We start from the raw sequence: 16762 nt of genomic DNA on the forward strand, positions 1-16762 counted from the left end.
AGCCACCGGCGTGTCGACCCCCGAGAGGGCAACGACCCCGGACCCGTGCAGGTTCCGGGGTCGTGCGTGCCCACCGCGATGGACGGGCGTCGGGGTGCGACGACAGGCCGCACCCCGACGCCCTTCTTCGGAGGGGGTCTCGGGGCCGGGCTATCCGCCGAGCCGGATCACGCCGTAGTCGTACCCCTTGCGCCGGTAGACGACCGACGGGGTGCCGCACTCGGCGTCCGCGAACAGGTAGAAGTCGTGTCCCACGAGCTCCATCCGGGACAGCGCCTCGTCGATGCTGATCGGCTCGGACGAGTGCTGCTTGCGCCGTACGATCCGGCCGGGCAGGTCCTCCGACGACTCCTCGAGGTGCTCGCCGTGACCACGCGGCTCGGGGATGTGGGCCTGGACGCGCTCCTCGGCCAGCTCCTGCTCGAGCACGGCGACCGCCGCGGCACCACCGCGACCGGCCATCACGCGGGTCCGCCGGTCGTTGAGCCTGCGCCGGTCGTGGGAGCGGCGGAGCCTGCTCTCGAGCTTGCTGATCGCGCAGTCCAGCGCGGCGTAGAAGTCCCCCGCGCACGCTTCGGCGCGCGCGACCTGGTTGCGGCCGCGGCCGGTGATCTCGATCCGCTGACAGCTCTTGGACTGTCTGCGGTTGGGCTCGTGGAAGAGCTCGACCTCCATACCGACGATCTTGTGGTCGTAGCGCTCGAGCCGGGCCAGCTTCTCCTCGACGTGGATCCGGAAGTGCTCCGGGACCTCCACGTTGCGGCCGGTGACGACGATCTCCACTCGACTTCCCTCGCAATCCGTGCGTACTCGGCGTCGGGGGTTCTTCGGGCGTGTCCGACGTGTCGGACGACTGGGGTGCGCACCACCCCGGGGACCCGAAGCGGATGTCCGGTGTTCCCCTCCCGTTGTGGCGTGGGTTACGTGTGCCAGGCACGGTAGTTCCAATCACGGTTCGGCGACAGTCCTGAGCGGTGAGTGACAGCGACTTGGGGGAATTCGGCGGATGACATTGCCCTGACCTGCACTAACCCGTACTTTGGAGTGGTTGGTCGGGCGGCGGACCGGCCCCCTCAGCGCTGCCCGGAGGCGGGTCGGTGGCGGCGGTCCGTCCGGCTGCTCGCATCGCACAGCACCACCGCCCCGGCGACCGGGATCCCCACCTCGGCGAGGGCCCGGGCGCACGCGCGCAGCGTGGCCCCCGTGGTCACCACGTCGTCCACCAGCACCACCGCGCCCGGCGGGTTCTCGGGCGACCGCACGTGCACCGCGCGGGCGAGGTTCGCCGCGCGGGCCGCCGCATCGAGCCCGAGGGAGTCCCGGGTGCCGCGGCGCAGCCCCAGCAGCGGCCAGGCCTCCGCGTGTCCGATCCGCGTGCAGAGCCGCCGCACGTGGTCGCCACCGCGCGCTCGCGCGGCGGCGGGCCGCGAGGGCGCGGGCACCACGACCGCCCCGGCGGGCACGAGCTCGCCGAGCACCGCGGCGAGCGGCCGCCCGAGGTCCCGCCTGCCACGCTCCTTGTAGCCGAGCAGCGCCGCCCGCAGCGGCCCGGTGTAGCGGCCCGCCGCGTAGAGCACCGGCGCCTCCGGCAGCACCACGCGGTGCGGGCCGGGCAGCGCCGCGGCACACTCGGGGCACCATCCCGGCCGAGGACCGTCCCGGGCGGGCGGAGCACCACAGCCCCCGCACGCGGCGGGGAGCAGCAGGTCGAGAAGCGCGGAGGCGGGTTCGCGGAGGGCCATGCGAGCACTCTGCCTCCGCGCCCCGACACCGCCGTCCGATCGAGCGGGGGCGAGCCCGAGTTGTCCACAGCCGAGGCCCCGACACGGGGACCTCCGACGCTTGGGACGCCCAAGCGTCAACCGCCGGCCCCGCCCCCTGACGCTCGGGACGCCCAAGCACCACTCAGCGACGCTTGGGCGTCCCAAGCGTCACCCCCGACAGCGTCACCCCCGACAGCGTCACCCCCGACAGCGTCATCCCCGACCTCAGCCGGGATAGAGCGGGATCCCGTCCGGGGCGGCGCCCAGCACCTGGCGCCAGCTGTCCAGCTCCCCGCCGTCGTAGCTCCAGATCCCGCCCTGGTCGGCCACCAGGAACGGGCGCGAGGAGGCGGCCGACACCCCGCGCAGCGGCGGGGTGAGGTTGCTGCTCGGGACCAGCTGCAGACCCAGCCCGTCCGAGGAGACCAGCGAAACCGGGCGGTCCGTCCGGGTGCTGACCACGATCAGCTGCTCGTCCGCCCGCCAGTCCACCCCGACGACCCCGCCGAGGTCGGTCGGGCGCAGCTGCCGGACGTTCCGCACCGCGACGTCCCCCTCGGGGCCCCGGACGACCGCCCCCGTGACCAGCCCGCCGCCGACGACCGCGGCCACCCGCAGCCCGTCCCGGGAGAGCCGAAGGTCGGTGAGCGGGCCCAGCCCGGTCAGGTCGGAGACGTTGACCTGGCCGGTCCGCACCGCGCCGGTCTGGTCGACGGTCACCCGCGCGACGACGTCCTCGCCGAGCACCGTCCACAGCTCGCCGCCGGTGGGCGTCCAGGTCGGCCGCGACATCCGCGCGGCGGACAGCGGGACCGCCGCCAGGAGCCCGTCGGTGGGCCCGACGAGGAGCCGCTGCCGCCCGGAGTCCCGGGCGACGACGGCGATGCGGGCGCCATCGGCGGTGGTGGCGGCCGCGGCGACGTCGAACGCGCCGTTGCCCGCCTGTCCCCCGACGACCTCGCCGGACGGGAGCCGCCGGACCCGCCCGCCGGACACCGCGAGCGCAGGCACGTCCGCGCTCGGCTGCACCGTGGCGCTGGTGCCCGCGACCGCATCGACGGTGAGGTCGGGGGTGTTCGCGATCAGCGGCGCCCCGTCGACGAGCAGCCGCACCCGCGGGATGTTGATCTCGGCGAGGGTCTGCACGAACTGCGCGGCGAGCAGCCTGCGTTGGGCCTCGTCCAGGTCGCCGACCTGCGTGAGGTCGACGACCAGGGTGCCGTCCGGAGCGTCGGTGACGTTGGTGCGCAGCCGCGCGGACGCCGGGACCGTGGACACCGCCGCGTTGCGCAGGGCGGGCGACGGCCCGGTGAGCAGCATGTCCACCGCCCGGGAGGCCAGCGCCTGCGCGGGCACGGCGGGCAGGTAGCGCAGGTCCGCGACGGTGGCCCGGCGGGCCGGGTCGACGAAGTACCCCTTCACCGTGCGGTAGTTGGAGCGGAAGTCCGACATCCGGACCAGGACGCCGCCGGGCAGCCCGTCGATCCGCCACTGGCCGTCCGCCCGGCGGACAGTCACGTCGAGCTCCACCGGCGCCTCGGCCGGCTCGAAGGCGCCGACGGAGTCGAGCGTCCCGATCCGGTCGCCGCGGATCCGCACGGTGGCGACGTCCGGGTCGGTGCTGCTGGTGGGCGGGTACACCGTGTCGAACTGCTCGGACAGCACGGTCAGGGACTCGGCGTCGTCCCAGTCCTGCGCGGCGGGTGTGGTGAGGAAGCGGCGCGCGGCCCCGTGCCGGTCCACGGTGCTGCCGGAGGCGTAGACGAACCCGCGCACCAGGTCCAGCGGGTTCGTGCCGTCGACGGGCCCCGCGGGCAGCCCCGGTGCGTCCCCGTCGGTGACCTTGCGCAGCACCTGCACCGAGGAGTCGCCGGGGACGCTGGCACACCCCGCCAGCAGGAACAGCGACAGCAGCGCCACCAGCGCGCGCCTCACCGCTCCTCCTCCGCCATCTCGGGCAGCTCGGGGATGGGCGTGCCCCACGGCGGTGTGGGCACCGACGCGGGCAGCGGGTGCCCCTCCTCCGGGTCCGCGCGCTCGGGCTGCAGCGGCAGCGGGCTGGACTCCAGCAGGTCGCCCTCCGTGCGGGGCAGGGTCAGCCGGAACGCCGACCCGCGCCCGACCTCGCCCCAGGCCTGCAGCCAGCCGCCGTGCAGCCGCGCGTCCTCCAGGCTGATCGACAACCCGAGGCCGCTGCCGCCGGAGCGCCGCGCGCGGGACTCCTCGGCCCGCCAGAACCGGTTGAACACCAGCCCCGCCTCGCCGGGCCGCAGCCCGACGCCGTGGTCGCGCACCACCACGGCGACGGCGTGGTCGTCCCCCGCCAGCGAGACGTGCACCGGCCTGCCCTCGCCGTGGTCGATGGCGTTGGCCACCAGGTTGCGCACGATCCGCTCGACGCGCCGCGAGTCGACCTCGGCGTAGACGTCTCCCGGCAGGTCGAGCACCAGCGGCGTGCCGGACTCCTCGGCGACCCCGCGCACGGCCTCGACGGCCCGCGAGACCACGTGCCGCATGTCGAGCCGTTCGGTCCCCAGCTCGGCCACGCCCGCGTCGAGCCGGGAGATCTCGAGGAGGTCCCCGAGCAGTGTCTCGAAGCGGTCCAGCTCCGTGACCAGTAGCTCCGAGCTGCGGCGCAGCGCCGGGAGCAGCTCGTCCCGCGAGGCGTAGAGGATGTCCGCCGCCATCCGGACCGTGGTCAGCGGGGTGCGCAGCTCGTGGCTGACGTCGCTGGTGAAGCGGCGTTGCAGGGCGCCGAACTCCTCCAGCTGGCGGATCTGGGTCTGGATGCTGCCGGCCATCTCGTTGTACGACTCGAACAGCCGCGCCACCTCGTCCTCGCCGTGGACGGGCATGCGCTCGTCGAGATGGCCCTCCGCGAAGCGCTCGGCCACCTCCGCCGCCTGCTTGACGGGCCGCACGACCTGCCGCGTGACCAGGCTCGCGATGCCGGCGAGGAGCAGCAACAACACCAGCCCCCCGACGATCAGGGTGCTCTGGATCAGCCCGAGGGTGCGCTGCTCGGCGTCGAGCGGGAACATCAGGTAGAGCTGCAGCTCGCGGCCCGCGGTCCGCACCGGCTGCCCGACGACGAGGGTCGGGATCCCGTCCACCGTGGCGTACTGCGTGGTCAGGGCCCCGCTGGCGACGGCCTGCGCCTGCTCGTTCGTGATCGCGTCCAGGTCGCCCGCGGAGATCTCCGGACCCGAGCCCGCACCCGTCGTCAGCGCCGCGCGGAACTCACCGGCGGTCGGCGCGCCCGCCTCGGCGCTGGACTGGTTGGTGAGCCGGTCCAGCGCGTTGTTCAGCGTGCCCTGGGCGCCCTCGCGGTCGGGGTCCACCCCGGACAGGTCCCGCTCGGAGACGACGCGGGCGGACTCGGCCTGCAGGACGGCGGCGTCGAACTTCGCCTGGATCAGCCGGTCCGCGATCTGGGTCTGCAGGACCAGGCCGAGCACGAGCACGACGGCCAGCGACAACGCGAGCGTGGACACCACGACCCGCAGCTGCAGCGACCGCCGCCAGGCCGTGAGGGCCGCGGCCTGGACCTCGGAGAAGAGCAGGGTGACCGGTGCGGCCCACCGGCGCAGCGTCTCCCTCACCTAGATCACGGGGGGCCGGCCTTGTACCCGACACCGCGGACGGTCAGCACGACCTCCGGGTGTTCGGGGTCCTTCTCGACCTTCGACCGCAGCCGCTGGACGTGCACGTTCACCAGCCGGGTGTCCGCGGCGTGCCGGTAGCCCCACACCTGCTCCAGCAGCACCTCGCGGGTGAAGACCTGGCGGGGCTTGCGCGCGAGCGCCACGAGCAGGTCGAACTCCAGCGGGGTGAGCGCGATCCGCTCGCCCTGGCGGGTGACCTGGTGGGCGGGCACGTCGATGTCCACGTCCCCGATGGTCAGCTGCTCGGCGGGCTCGGTCTCGGTGCGCCGCACCCGCGCGCGGATGCGGGCGACGAGCTCCTTGGGCTTGAAGGGCTTGACCACGTAGTCATCCGCGCCCGACTCCAGGCCCAGCACGATGTCCACGGTGTCGCTCTTCGCCGTGAGCATGACGATCGGGACGCCGGACTCCGCGCGGATGGCGCGGCAGACGTCGATCCCGTTCATCCCGGGGAGCATGAGGTCGAGCAGCACGAGGTCCGGCCGCAGGTCCCGCACGGCGGGCAGGGCGCGGGTCCCGTCCGCGACGACGGCGGTGTCGAACCCCTCGCCCCGCAAGACGATGGTCAGCATCTCGGCCAGGGCCGGGTCGTCGTCGACCACCAGAACGCGCGACTTCATGCGCGTCAGCATCCCACTGCCCCCCGACGGTCCCGCCCGCAACCCTCCGCCGGTGGTCGACGGCCCGCCCCCGTCACGCGACGCGCATCGGCTCGAACCGGGGCACTAGGGTCCCGCGCATGGGGCGGTTGGTGGTGGTCGAGGGCCTGGACGGCTCGGGGAAGGCCACCTTGACCGCGCGGCTGGTCACGGCCCTGCGCGGGGGCGGCTCGAGCGTCGCGACGACGGCGTTCCCCCGCTACGAGGCGGACGTGCACGCCGAGCTCGCGCGCGACGCCCTCTACGGCCGCCTCGGCGACCTGGCGGACTCGGTGCACGGCATGGCGGTGCTGTTCGCGCTGGACCGGCGCGAAGCCGTTGGTGGGCTGCGGGACCTGCTGAGCAGCCACGACGTCGTGCTGGTGGACCGGTACGTCGCCAGCAACGCCGCCTACAGCGCCGCGCGGCTGGCCCAGGGGGCCGACGGCGAGGTGGTCCGGTGGGTCCACGACCTGGAGGTCGCGCGCTTCGGCATCCCCGTCCCGGACCACCAGCTGCTGCTGGCCACCGACCGCGCGGTCGCGGCGGAGCGGGCGCGGCAGCGCGCCGCGGCCGACCACACCCGCGCCCGGGACGCCTACGAGGCGGACGACGACCTGCAGACCCGCACCGACGCCGTCTACCGCGAGCTGGCCGCCCAGTCCTGGCTGAGCCCGTGGACGGTCCTCGACGGCGAGATCGACCCGCACGCCCTGGCCGCCCGCCTCATCGTGTGATCACGGCAGGTCGCGCACCTGCGGCCAGGTGTGGGCGAAGCCGGGGTGCAGCTCCGGGCCGTCGGACGAGCCCAGGGTGCCCACGCGGAACCACTGGAACTCGACGCTCTCCCCGCCCCGGATCCCGACGGGCAGGGCCTCGTCGGCGCCGACCACGACGGTGGTGTAGCTCCAGCCGCCGTGGTCGTCGACGAACCGGGCGGTCTCGACGAGCGGCGCGGTGTCCAGCTCGGACTCCTCGGCCGCCTCGCGCCGGGCGGCCTCCTCGGCCGACTCGCCGAGGTGTCGCGCGCCACCGGGGATCCCCCAGGTGCCGCCGTGGTGGCTCCACAGCGCACGGTGCTGCAACAACACCAGGTCACCGGAGCGCACCAGCAGCCCGGCCGCGCCGTAGAGCCCCCAGTGCTTGTGGCCCTGTGCGCACCACTGCCACCCGTCCCCGCTCGATCCGTGGGGCAGGGGTGCGGCGCTCATCAGTCAAGCCTAACCGCTGTCGTGCGCGGCAAGTAGTGCTCCAGCACCACTTGCCGCGCACGGGCGGCGCAGCCGCTAGTAGCGGTAGTGCTCCGGCTTGAACGGGCCCTCGACGTCCACGCCGATGTACTCGGCCTGGTCCTTGCTGAGCTTGGTCAGCTCGCCACCCAGCGCCAGCACGTGGATCTTCGCGACCTTCTCGTCGAGGATCTTCGGCAGCCGGTAGACGTCGTTGTTGTACTCCTCGTGCTTGGTGAACAGCTCGATCTGCGCGATCACCTGGTTGGAGAAGCTGTTGCTCATCACGAACGAGGGGTGGCCGGTGGCGTTGCCCAGGTTCATCAGCCGGCCCTCGGACAGCACGATGATCGAGTGCCCGTCCGGGAACACCCACTCGTCCACCTGGGGCTTGATGTTCGTCCTGATGACGCCCTCGACGCGGCCCAGCCCCGCCATGTCGATCTCGTTGTCGAAGTGCCCGACGTTCCCGAGGATCGCCTGGTGCTTCATCTTCTTCATCAGGTCGACGGTGATGATGTCCTTGTTGCCCGTCGTCGTGATGACGATGTCCGCCTTCTCGATGACGTCCTCGAGCCGGGCGACCTGGTAGCCCTCGAGCAGCGCCTGCAGGGCACAGATCGGGTCCACCTCGGAGACGATGACGCGCGCGCCCTGACCGGCCAGCGCCTCGGCCGAGCCCTTGCCCACGTCGCCGTAGCCGGCGACGACCGCGACCTTGCCGCCGATGAGGACGTCCGTGCCGCGGTTGATGCCGTCGATCAGCGAGTGCCGGATGCCGTACTTGTTGTCGAACTTGCTCTTCGTCACCGAGTCGTTGACGTTGATCGCCGGGAACAGCAGCTGCCCCTGCTCGGCGAGCTGGTACAGCCGGTGCACGCCGGTGGTGGTCTCCTCGGTGACCCCCCGGATGTCCGACGCGACGGTCGTCCACTTCTGCGGGTCGGCGGCCAGCGAGCGGCGCAGGGTCTCCAGGATGATGCGGTACTCGTGGGCGACGGTGAGGTCGTCCTCGTCCACGGTGGGGACCACGCCGGCCTTCTCGAACTCGACGCCCTTGTGCACGAGCAGGGTCGCGTCCCCGCCGTCGTCGAGGATCATGTTCGGGCCGACGAGGTGGCCCTCGGCGTCCGTGAAGTGGAAGAGCTGCTCGGTGGCCCACCAGTACTCGTCGAGCGTCTCGCCCTTCCAGGCGAACACCGGCACGCCCTTGGGCGCCTCGGGGGTGCCGTGCGGGCCGACGACGATCGCGGCGGCCGCGTGGTCCTGGGTGGAGAAGATGTTGCAGGACACCCAGCGCACCTCGGCGCCCAGCGAGACCAGGGTCTCGATCAGCACCGCGGTCTGCACCGTCATGTGCAGCGAGCCCGCGACCCGGGCGCCGTGCAGCGGCTTGGCCTCGGCGTACTCGCGGCGCAGCTCCATCAGGCCCGGCATCTCGTTCTCGGCGAGCCGGATCTCCTTGCGGCCGAACTCGTGCAGGCCCAGATCGGCCACCGCGAAGTCCAGGCCGTCGATCGTCTGCAGCTTGTCGCTCATGTGTCTCCTCGCGCGTGGGGCGGGGCCCGAGGGGACGGGCCGACCTCCCTGATGGGGAGGCGCCCTTACTCGTCGTCGGCATCGGACCGAGCGTCGCGGAGGTGACCTCCGCTGCAGCGCCTCTCGGTCCGGACGGCGTCCAGCCTACCGCTACCCCAGCAGGTGGTCACGCAGGAGTGACTCAGCCGCCGCGACGCGGTCGTGCGCGGCGAGCAGGCCCGCCGGGGCGACCGCGAAGTCCGCGTCGACCAGCACGGACGCGGTGCCGAGCGCGGGGGCCAGCACCGGGTCGCCCTGCAGCGTGCCGACGAGCGCGGCCAGGCCCGCGGCGTCCCGCTGCCGGAACACCCCGCCGGACAGCACGACCAGGCCGATGTCGGTCGGGTCGAGCTCACTCGGGTCGCGCAGGTGCCGCCGCACGGCGACGACGGCGGCGAGCGCGGCCACCCGCCGGTCCTCCGCCGCGCTGCCCGCGTCCCGCGGGATGAAGCCGACCTCGCCGGCCATCCGCTTGACCGTGGCCGTGAGCAGGTCCGCCTCGACGGGGTCGACGATCTCCTCGGCCTGCGCCTCCTGCAGCACGCCCTCGGCCGCGGAGCGCATGCCCAGGTCGCCCTCGACCGTGCGCCGGGCCGTCTCCTGCGGTCGGGCCGAGTGGACGTCGGTCGTGGCGCAGCCCACGTCGACCACCAGCACCCGGGTCCCGCAGATGCGGGCGAGCTCGGCGGTGCCCGCGCGGACGGCGTCCGGCGTCATGACCCGGACCATCCGCCGGAAGCGCGGCGCGGTGCCCGACCCGCGTCCGCCGAGGACGTGGCGGGCGAAGACCTCCGCGAGCGCCGCCCGGGCGGGGCCGGGGACCAGCTCGCCCGGCGCCGGGGCCACGTTCGCACAGCTCACGACGGTGCGACCGGTCGAACGGAGCAGGGCGAGCGCGTCGTCGCGGGCCTCGACATTGCCTGCCAGGACGATCGGGTGTCGCAGCCGGGCCCGGGCGAGTGTCCCCGCGTTGTGCAGGAGGACGGCGGGGTCGTCGCCGTCCGCGCCGCCGATCAGCAGCACGGCGCCGGGTCGGCGCCCCCGCAGCACCCGCACGGCCGCGGGGTCCAGCGGCCCGGCGTGCACGTGCACGACGTGGGCTCCTGCGGAGCGGGCGACCTGGTGGCCCACCTCGGTGGCCAGCAGCGTCTCGGTCCCGACGACCGCGAGTCGCAGCCCGCCGCCCGCCGACGAGCAGGCCAGCAGGTCCGGGTCCGGGCCGGTCGCGGTGGCCGTGACCCCGCGGACGGCGGCGTCCACCCCCTCGAGCACGTCGACCGGGGTGGTGGGGTGCTCGGCGAACCCGGCCAGGGCGCCGTCGGGCTTGACGAGCACGGCCTTGGTCCACGTCGAGCCGACGTCCAGACAGACGGCACCGGAGGCGATGTCGGGGCCCGCAGCCCCGCCCGTGCCGGTCATGTCGCGGAAGCCTACCGGTCGATCACCCTGAGCAACTGGATTCCGAGCAAGCCCACGGTAATGTTCAGTGATCCACGACACGCTGATCTCATGTGCCCGGGAGCGACGATGCTCGGACTGATGCAGGACCGGCCCCTGACCCTCACCCACGTCTTCCACCGTGCGGAACAGCTGTTCAGCCACAAGCGGCTGATCACCGGCTCGGCGACGGGCGAGCGTGAGACGACCGTCGCCGACTGGGCCGTCCGCGTCCGCAGGCTCGCCACCGTGCTGGACACCCTCGGCGTCTCCGCCGACGGCCGGGTCGGCACGTTCTGCTGGAACACCGACCGGCACCTCGAGCTGTACCTGGCCGCGCCGTGCACCGGCCGGGTCCTGCACACCCTGAACATCCGGCTGTTCCCCGAGCAGCTGACCTACATCGCGAACCACGCCGAGGACGAGGTCGTCTTCGTCGACCGCTCCCTGCTGCCGCTGTTCTGGCCGCTGGTGGACCAGTGCACGACCGTCCGGGCGGTCGTCGTGATCGACGACGGCGCGGACGTCGAGATGGACGAGATCCTCGCCGACCCCCGCGTCCACGACTACGAGACCCTGCTCGCCGCCGCCGAGCCCTTCACCGGGCGTTTCTCCGTGGACGACGAGAACTCGGCCGCCGCCATGTGCTACACGTCCGGGACCACCGGAAACCCCAAGGGAGTGGTCTACAGCCACCGCTCGGCGGTGCTGCACTCCCTGATCACCCTGACCGCGGACGCGTTCGCCCTGTCGGAGCGGGACGTCGTGCTCCCCGTGGTGCCGATGTTCCACGCGAACGCCTGGGGCCTCCCCTACGGCGCCCTGCTCGCCGGGTGCGACCTGGTGTTCCCGGGCCCGAACATGACCCCCGAGGCGATCGTCGACCAGCTCGAGCGGCATCGGGTCACCGTGACCGGCGGGGTGCCCACCATCTGGATGGGCATGCGCCCGCTGCTCGCCGACCACGACCTCTCCGCCCTGCGCGCGATCATCTGCGGCGGCTCGGCCGTGCCGCGCGCGCTCTCCGAGGCCTACCGCGAGGCCATCGGCCTGCCGATGCTGCACGCCTGGGGCATGACCGAGACCTCGCCGATCGCCGCCGTGTCCACCCCGCGCTCGCACCAGGAGGGCTGGACCGAGGACGCCCGCGCCGACGCCCGCGCCCGGCAGGGCCAGCCCGCCCCCTTCGTCGAGCTCCGGATCGCGGACCCGGACACCGGCGAGGAGCAGCCGTGGGACGACCAGGCCACCGGCGAGCTGCAGGCCGCGGGTCCGTGGATCGCGAAGGAGTACTACCGCGGCGAGGGCGGCGGCACCCAGTTCACCGCCGACGGCTGGCTCAAGACCGGAGACGTCGCGGCCGTCGACCGATGGGGTTTCGTGCGGCTCGTGGACCGGACGAAGGACCTCGTGAAGTCCGGCGGCGAGTGGATCAGCTCGGTGGACCTGGAGAACGAGATCATGGCCCACCCGGCCGTCGCCGAGGCGGCGGTGATCGGCATCCCGCACGAGAAGTGGACCGAGCGGCCGCTGGCGTGCGTGGTCGTCAAGCCGGGCGAGTCGGTCACCGCGGAGGAGCTGCTGGAGTTCCTCGCACCCCGGGTGGCGAAGTGGTGGCTGCCGGACGCCGTCGAGTTCATCGACGAGGTGCCCAAGACGAGCGTGGGGAAGTTCTCGAAGAAGACGCTGCGGGAGAAGTTCCACGGGCATTCCGTGTCCTGAGCCGTTTCTGAGAGTCCATTCTCAGAAACACCGTCATAAGACTCGCGATTGCGACAGGCGGAGCAATCTCACAGGGAATTCGTAACACGTCCTCAGCGTGGCCGAAACACAGACCGAACCCGTATGCCATGGCGGCTCGGGTTTCCCTCCTCGGGCCGCCCGGGCTCCCCCACGGGTCGGACCCCGCAGGAAGGAATGCCCACGGTGAATTCCACACTCCGCCGAGGCCTGATCACGGCCGCGATCTCCGGTGGATGCGTCCTCGTCGCGAACGGCGTCGCCCAGGCCGCCGAGTCCCCGGGCGGCCCCACGACCGCCGCACCCGACCCCGGCGCGACCGCCACTCCCCCGAAGACTCAGGCCGCGCCCACCGTCTCCGGCGACCAGGTATCCGCCCTGGCGACCCCCACGCGGACGGGCACCAACCCGCTGGAACGCGGCGGACCCGGCGGCACCCGAGGCCCGGGCGGCAACCAGAGCCCCGGCGGCAGCCAGGGACCCGGCGGCAACCAAAGCCCCGGCGGCAACCAAAGCCCTGGCGGCAGTCAGGGGTCTGGCGGCAACCACGGTCCCGGGGTCGGCCAGGGCCCGGGTAGCCAGAACCCGGGTAGCCAGGGCCCCGGCGGCAACCAAGGGCCAGGCGGCAACCAAGGGCCAGGGGGCAACAGCGGCCCGGGTGGCAACAACGGCCCCGCCGGAAACAACGGACCGGGCGGCAGCCAGGGCCCGGGCGCGAACCAGGGTCCCAGGGGGAACCAGGGCCCGGGCGACCACGGTCCCGGTGGCGGTGACAGCCGACCGAACGGCCCCGGGCAGGGACCGGTTCGCGGCGACCACAGCGACCCGCGCCACAACGATCCGCGCCACAACGATCCGCGCCACAACGATCCGCGCCACAACGATCCGCGCCACAACGGCCCCCGTCACGACGGTCCGCGCCACGACGATCCGGGCCGCCCGGAGTCACACGGCCCGAACCGTGGCGGCGACCGGGACCGCCCGTGCGACGAGGACCGCACTCCGGCCCGCGGCCACCACGACCGCGACCACGGGGACCGCGGTGGGCGCGGCCCCCACCGCGACCACGACCCGCGGGGCCACCACGACGACCGCCGGGACGACCGCGACAGCCGAGGCGACCACCGTGGCGATCGGGGCGACCGCGACCACCGCGACCACCAGACCACGGGCCACGGCGGACACGACCGCGGCGGCCGCACGGAGCAGGCCGGCCACCAGCACCGCGACGACCACCGCCCGGACCGCGACCACCGAGACGGGCAGCGGGGCGAGCACGAGGGCGACCACGGGAACCACCGGGGCGACCGCGACGAACACCACCGCAGCCACGACCGCGACCATCGCGAGCACGGCCCGCGTCGCGACCACGGCGAGCAGTCGAACGCGGGCGGCCACCGCGAGCGCGACCATCGCGACAGCAACCGCGGGCCCCGCACCGACCACCGGGGCGACCACCGAGGGGACCACCGGGGCGGCGACCGCGACCACCGGGGCGGCCCCCGCGGCGTCCACGACCGCGACGACCGCGACCACGGCCCGCGTCACGACCGCCATGCCGGCCACCCCCAGGGCAACGACCACCGCGGCCCGCAGCACCACAACCCGCAGCACCACGACCCGCAGCACCACGGCGCCCACACCGCAGCCCACCACGAGCACGGGCAGCCCCACGGGCATGTCCGGCCGGCCGACCAGCGCCACCAGCACGACGACGGACGGGGCCGCCCCGGACACCATCAGGGTCAGGCCCCGCACGAGCACCGCCACGACCGGCACGGTCACCACCGGCACGGTCACCACCAGCACGGTCACCACCAGCACGGTCACCACCAGCACGGTCACCACCAGCACGGTCACCACCAGCACCGCGGCGATCACCGCCCGGACCGCGACCACCGGGACGACCGCGACCACCGCGCTCACCGTCACGACCGCGGCCCGCAGCAGGCGAGCCACCAGCACCGCCACCACGGTCACGGCCCGCAGCAGCACCACCAGCCGGGTCCGCGCATCCAGGTGACGACGATCGACATCGACCTGATCCTCGAGAACCTGCTCTCCCCGCACCGCGGAGGCCCGCGCCTCTCGGCCTGATTCCGCGCGGCGCACGCCGATTCCCCGTTCCGGGCGGTCACCCGACCGCCCGGAATGTGGCGTGCCCGAAATCGTCAGGAATCGACGAGCCGACCGTATCCGGAACGGCCACTCTGGTCGATGCCGTGCCGGACCTCGGAATAGAGATGGATCTCGTGGCCGTCCGGGTCGTGCAGCACCAGCAGCCATCCGACGGTCGCGTCGATCACCGGCGAATGCGCGACGCCGAGCGCGTCCAGGTGCACCGTCCACTCCTCGATCGCCCGCTTGTCGGCGACACCCAACAGCAGTTCCAGCCCCGGCTGGCTGTGCGCCTCGGGGGTCTCGCGCAGCGCGAGGCCACCCTCGCACCCCGGGAGGTCCCCCGCGACCCCGCGGAGGACCCCGGCGTCGTCCGGGAACTCCAGCCACGGGGCGAAGCCGAAGACCCGTCGGTAGAAGTCCACACTCCTCGACACGTCCGTCACCGGCAGCTTGACTCCGCGCAGTCGCACGAGCTCGGGCATCGGGACCCCTTTGATTGAATCACGAGTGCATCGAATGCGGGTAGAGTGCACCGCATGCCCGAGGACGTCAAGCGGCCGTACCGGTCGCCCCTGCGCGCCGAGGCCGCGCAACGCACTCGCGCGGTCATCCGCGAGGCCGCGGCGGGGCTCTTCGCCGACCGCGGGTACGTGAGCACCACGATCAAGGACATCGCGGCGGCGGCGGGGGTCGCCGTCCGGACCGTGCACGCCGCCTACCCGGGCGGGAAGGCGGAGATCTTCCACCGAGCCCTGGACGTCGCGATCGGCGGGGACGACGAGCCCGTCGCCGTGATCGACCGGCCCGAGGTGCGCGAGGCGCTGGCCGACCCGGACCGGCTGCTGGCCGACCTCGCCCGACGGGGCGCCGCACTGCACGCCCGCGCCGGGGGCCTCCTGCGAGCCTGTGCGGAGTCCGCGGGCGCGGACGGCGAGATGCGCGAGCTCGACGATCTCGGCGCCCGGATGATGGCAGGGACCATGCGCACGGTGGCCGAGTCGCTGCAGGCGCACGGCCTGCTGGCCGTCCCGGTCGAGGAGGCGGCGGACGTGCTGTTCACCCTCGGCAGCCCGGCGGTGCACGACATGCTCGTGCGCCGCCGCGGCTGGCCCACGGACCGCTACGCGGACTGGCTCGAGCGGGCTCTGCGGCTGCTGCTCACCGATACGTGTCCGGACGGCGCTCGGTGAGGTGCGAGAGCGTGCGCCGGGCCGCGCCGACGGCGGCGCCGACGTCCAGCTCCGCGGTCGCGATGCCCGCCTTCGCCCAGGTCCGGGCCAGCACCTCCCCGTCCGGCCCCACGATCTTCGCCTGCCCGAGGAAGCGCATGCGACCCATGGACCCGGTCTGGTTGGCCGACACGAGCACCACCTGGTTCTCGGCGGCTCGGGAGCGGTCGTACAGGTCGAAGAGGCGGGACTGGCGGTCGTCCGCCATCCGGGGGGCCCGGTTGGTGATGCTCGTCGGCCAGGCGGAGAGGCAGGCGATGACCTCGGCGCCGTCGAGCGCGAGGGTGCGCGCGGACTCCGGGAAGGTCTTGTCGTAGTCGACCAGCATGCCGAGCCGCCCGACGGGGGTGTCGAACGCGGCGAAGGTGTCCCCCGCCCGGTAGACCCGGTCCTCACCGACGGGCTGGTGGACCTTGCGGTGCACGCCCAGCAGTCCGTCGCCGTGCACGCAGGCCGCGGTGTTGAACCGGGACCCCTCCGGCCCCGCCTCGCACAGCCCGACGCAGACGACCATGTCCCCGGCCAGCTCCGCGACCTTCCGCAGCTCGGGCCCGTCGAGGTCCAGCGCGGGGGGCAGGGCCGCCGGATCGGGGTCGGTGAAGTCCGTGAGGTAGCCGCCGAGCGCGGCGTCGGGCAGGACGAGCAGCCCGACGCCGGCCCGGCGCCCGTGCTCGATCAGCGTGGCGACCCGCGCCAGCCCGGCCTCGAGATCCCGTCCGAACGCGGCGGCCACAGCCCCCACGGTCAGCATCCCGACCACCGCGTACCTCCCCTGACCGCATTGTGGAGCCACAATGTACGTTCCGACCCCGTCAGACGGTCATCGTGGCTCCACAATGCGGGTGTCGCTCAGATCTGGTACGTGCTGTTGATGATCGCGCCCTTGCGGGCGTAGTGGATCAGCGCGTCCTGGACGTCGAGCGGGTGGGTCGGGATGACGCCCTCGATGAGGTCCTCCTCGCGGGCGCCGTGCAGCGACAGACCGAAGCGGCAGCAGTAGACCTTGCCGCCCTCCTGGATGAAGGTCTTGAGGCTGTTGTTGATGTTGTGCTCGCCGGGGAACGCGGAGTTGCCGGTGGTGGGGAACCCGCGGGTGGCCAGGGCGTTGAGCGAGCCGGGGCCGTAGAAGTAGACGGCGGACTCGAAGCCCTTCCGCAGGGCGCGGGTGGCCTGCAGGATGGCCACGAAGCTCACCGAGGACTCGTGGGCGATGCCGTGGACCAGGGTGAAGTACACCTCGCCGTTCTCGGCCTGGTAGTCCGGGAACACCTTCGTGCCGCCGTAGATCGACGAGCCCTCGGGCAGGGACGGGTGGGCGATCTCCTCGAGCGACTGCTTCTCGAGATCGGTCAGGTCTGCCAT

At 73.4% G+C, this 16762-nt stretch carries 15 protein-coding genes and 1 riboswitch; of the genes, 3 read left to right on the forward strand and 12 right to left on the reverse strand.

Annotated features, from left to right (window positions below; genetic code table 11):
• Window positions 1-150: 150 nt before the first annotated feature.
• The 5 genes from hpf to mtrA all read right to left on the reverse strand — a co-directional run bounded on the left by hpf (window position 151) and on the right by mtrA (window position 6048).
• The gene (gene hpf, locus BLS43_RS11940) at window positions 151-783 is read right to left on the reverse strand and encodes a ribosome hibernation-promoting factor, HPF/YfiA family (RefSeq protein ID WP_093082498.1); all 633 of its coding nucleotides are present in this window, start codon (window positions 781-783) and stop codon (window positions 151-153) included.
• 290 nt (window positions 784-1073) lie between these two features.
• A complete protein-coding gene (locus BLS43_RS11945; RefSeq protein WP_093082503.1) occupies window positions 1074-1742 on the reverse strand; it encodes a phosphoribosyltransferase family protein in 669 nt (222 codons plus the stop codon).
• Window positions 1743-1988: 246 nt separating this feature from the next.
• Window positions 1989-3698, reverse strand: coding sequence for an LpqB family beta-propeller domain-containing protein (locus BLS43_RS11950; protein WP_093082508.1), 1710 nt, complete (start codon window positions 3696-3698; stop codon window positions 1989-1991).
• A complete protein-coding gene (gene mtrB, locus BLS43_RS11955) occupies window positions 3695-5326 on the reverse strand; it encodes an MtrAB system histidine kinase MtrB (RefSeq protein ID WP_245707445.1) in 1632 nt (543 codons plus the stop codon). Before mtrB ends, BLS43_RS11950 begins: the two co-directional genes overlap by 4 nt.
• A 44-nt stretch (window positions 5327-5370) precedes the next feature.
• On the reverse strand, window positions 5371-6048 hold the full coding sequence (gene mtrA, locus BLS43_RS11960) for an MtrAB system response regulator MtrA (protein ID WP_093082770.1): 678 nt from the start codon (window positions 6046-6048) through the stop codon (window positions 5371-5373).
• A gap of 119 nt (window positions 6049-6167) precedes the next feature.
• Here mtrA and BLS43_RS11965 point away from each other — a divergent pair, with 119 nt between their 5' ends.
• Complete coding sequence (locus BLS43_RS11965) at window positions 6168-6803, forward strand: dTMP kinase (RefSeq protein WP_093082513.1); 636 nt, start codon at window positions 6168-6170, stop codon at window positions 6801-6803.
• On the opposite strand, the gene BLS43_RS11970 is transcribed toward BLS43_RS11965, so the two are convergent.
• The 3 genes from BLS43_RS11970 to BLS43_RS11980 form a co-directional block, all read right to left on the reverse strand.
• Entirely contained in the window at window positions 6804-7277 is a 474-nt protein-coding gene (locus BLS43_RS11970) for an NUDIX domain-containing protein (RefSeq protein ID WP_093082518.1), read from the reverse strand.
• A 75-nt stretch (window positions 7278-7352) separates the two neighbouring features.
• Window positions 7353-8834, reverse strand: a complete 1482-nt coding sequence (gene ahcY / locus BLS43_RS11975; protein WP_093082521.1) for an adenosylhomocysteinase — start codon at window positions 8832-8834, stop codon at window positions 7353-7355.
• Window positions 8835-8884: 50 nt separating this feature from the next.
• Window positions 8885-8965: riboswitch (S-adenosyl-L-homocysteine riboswitch) on the reverse strand.
• 19 nt (window positions 8966-8984) lie between these two features.
• Window positions 8985-10292 (reverse strand): glutamate mutase L, encoded by a 1308-nt coding sequence (locus BLS43_RS11980; protein ID WP_093082526.1) that lies wholly within the window; start codon window positions 10290-10292, stop codon window positions 8985-8987.
• 108 nt (window positions 10293-10400) lie between these two features.
• Between BLS43_RS11980 and BLS43_RS11985 the strand changes: the two genes are divergently transcribed.
• Window positions 10401-12032, forward strand: a complete 1632-nt coding sequence (locus BLS43_RS11985) for a long-chain fatty acid--CoA ligase (protein WP_093082530.1) — start codon at window positions 10401-10403, stop codon at window positions 12030-12032.
• Window positions 12033-12995: 963 nt separating this feature from the next.
• Here the strand turns inward: BLS43_RS11985 and BLS43_RS11995 are convergent.
• Complete coding sequence (locus BLS43_RS11995) at window positions 12996-14048, reverse strand: hypothetical protein (RefSeq protein ID WP_093082534.1); 1053 nt, start codon at window positions 14046-14048, stop codon at window positions 12996-12998.
• A gap of 173 nt (window positions 14049-14221) precedes the next feature.
• The gene (locus tag BLS43_RS12000) at window positions 14222-14653 is read right to left on the reverse strand and encodes a VOC family protein (RefSeq protein WP_093082539.1); all 432 of its coding nucleotides are present in this window, start codon (window positions 14651-14653) and stop codon (window positions 14222-14224) included.
• A 54-nt stretch (window positions 14654-14707) separates the two neighbouring features.
• Here BLS43_RS12000 and BLS43_RS31655 point away from each other — a divergent pair, with 54 nt between their 5' ends.
• Window positions 14708-15361, forward strand: coding sequence for a TetR/AcrR family transcriptional regulator (locus BLS43_RS31655; RefSeq protein ID WP_093082545.1), 654 nt, complete (start codon window positions 14708-14710; stop codon window positions 15359-15361).
• Here the strand turns inward: BLS43_RS31655 and BLS43_RS12010 are convergent.
• Window positions 15330-16151, reverse strand: a complete 822-nt coding sequence (locus tag BLS43_RS12010; RefSeq protein ID WP_093082775.1) for a carbon-nitrogen hydrolase family protein — start codon at window positions 16149-16151, stop codon at window positions 15330-15332. The genes BLS43_RS31655 and BLS43_RS12010 overlap by 32 nt on opposite strands.
• Before the next feature lie 98 nt (window positions 16152-16249).
• A partial coding sequence (locus BLS43_RS12015) for an MSMEG_0572/Sll0783 family nitrogen starvation response protein (protein WP_093076176.1) occupies window positions 16250-16762 on the reverse strand: 513 nt, incomplete at its 5' end.

Source organism: Pseudonocardia oroxyli (assembly GCF_900102195.1).
Lineage (GTDB): Bacteria > Actinomycetota > Actinomycetes > Mycobacteriales > Pseudonocardiaceae > Pseudonocardia > Pseudonocardia oroxyli.

Bases quoted from the DNA above. Each gene is read 5' to 3' on its own strand.
- BLS43_RS11945 (WP_093082503.1), bottom strand. From the start codon at position 1,742: ATGGCCCTCCGCGAACCCGCCTCCGCGCTTCTCGACCTGCTGCTCCCC.
- mtrA (WP_093082770.1), bottom strand. From the start codon at position 6,048: ATGAAGTCGCGCGTTCTGGTGGTCGACGACGACCCGGCCCTGGCCGAG.
- BLS43_RS11965 (WP_093082513.1), top strand. From the start codon at position 6,168: ATGGGGCGGTTGGTGGTGGTCGAGGGCCTGGACGGCTCGGGGAAGGCC.
- BLS43_RS11970 (WP_093082518.1), bottom strand. From the start codon at position 7,277: ATGAGCGCCGCACCCCTGCCCCACGGATCGAGCGGGGACGGGTGGCAG.
- ahcY (WP_093082521.1), bottom strand. From the start codon at position 8,834: ATGAGCGACAAGCTGCAGACGATCGACGGCCTGGACTTCGCGGTGGCC.
- BLS43_RS11980 (WP_093082526.1), bottom strand. From the start codon at position 10,292: ATGACCGGCACGGGCGGGGCTGCGGGCCCCGACATCGCCTCCGGTGCC.
- BLS43_RS11985 (WP_093082530.1), top strand. From the start codon at position 10,401: ATGCTCGGACTGATGCAGGACCGGCCCCTGACCCTCACCCACGTCTTC.
- BLS43_RS12000 (WP_093082539.1), bottom strand. From the start codon at position 14,653: ATGCCCGAGCTCGTGCGACTGCGCGGAGTCAAGCTGCCGGTGACGGAC.
- BLS43_RS31655 (WP_093082545.1), top strand. From the start codon at position 14,708: ATGCCCGAGGACGTCAAGCGGCCGTACCGGTCGCCCCTGCGCGCCGAG.
- BLS43_RS12010 (WP_093082775.1), bottom strand. From the start codon at position 16,151: ATGCTGACCGTGGGGGCTGTGGCCGCCGCGTTCGGACGGGATCTCGAG.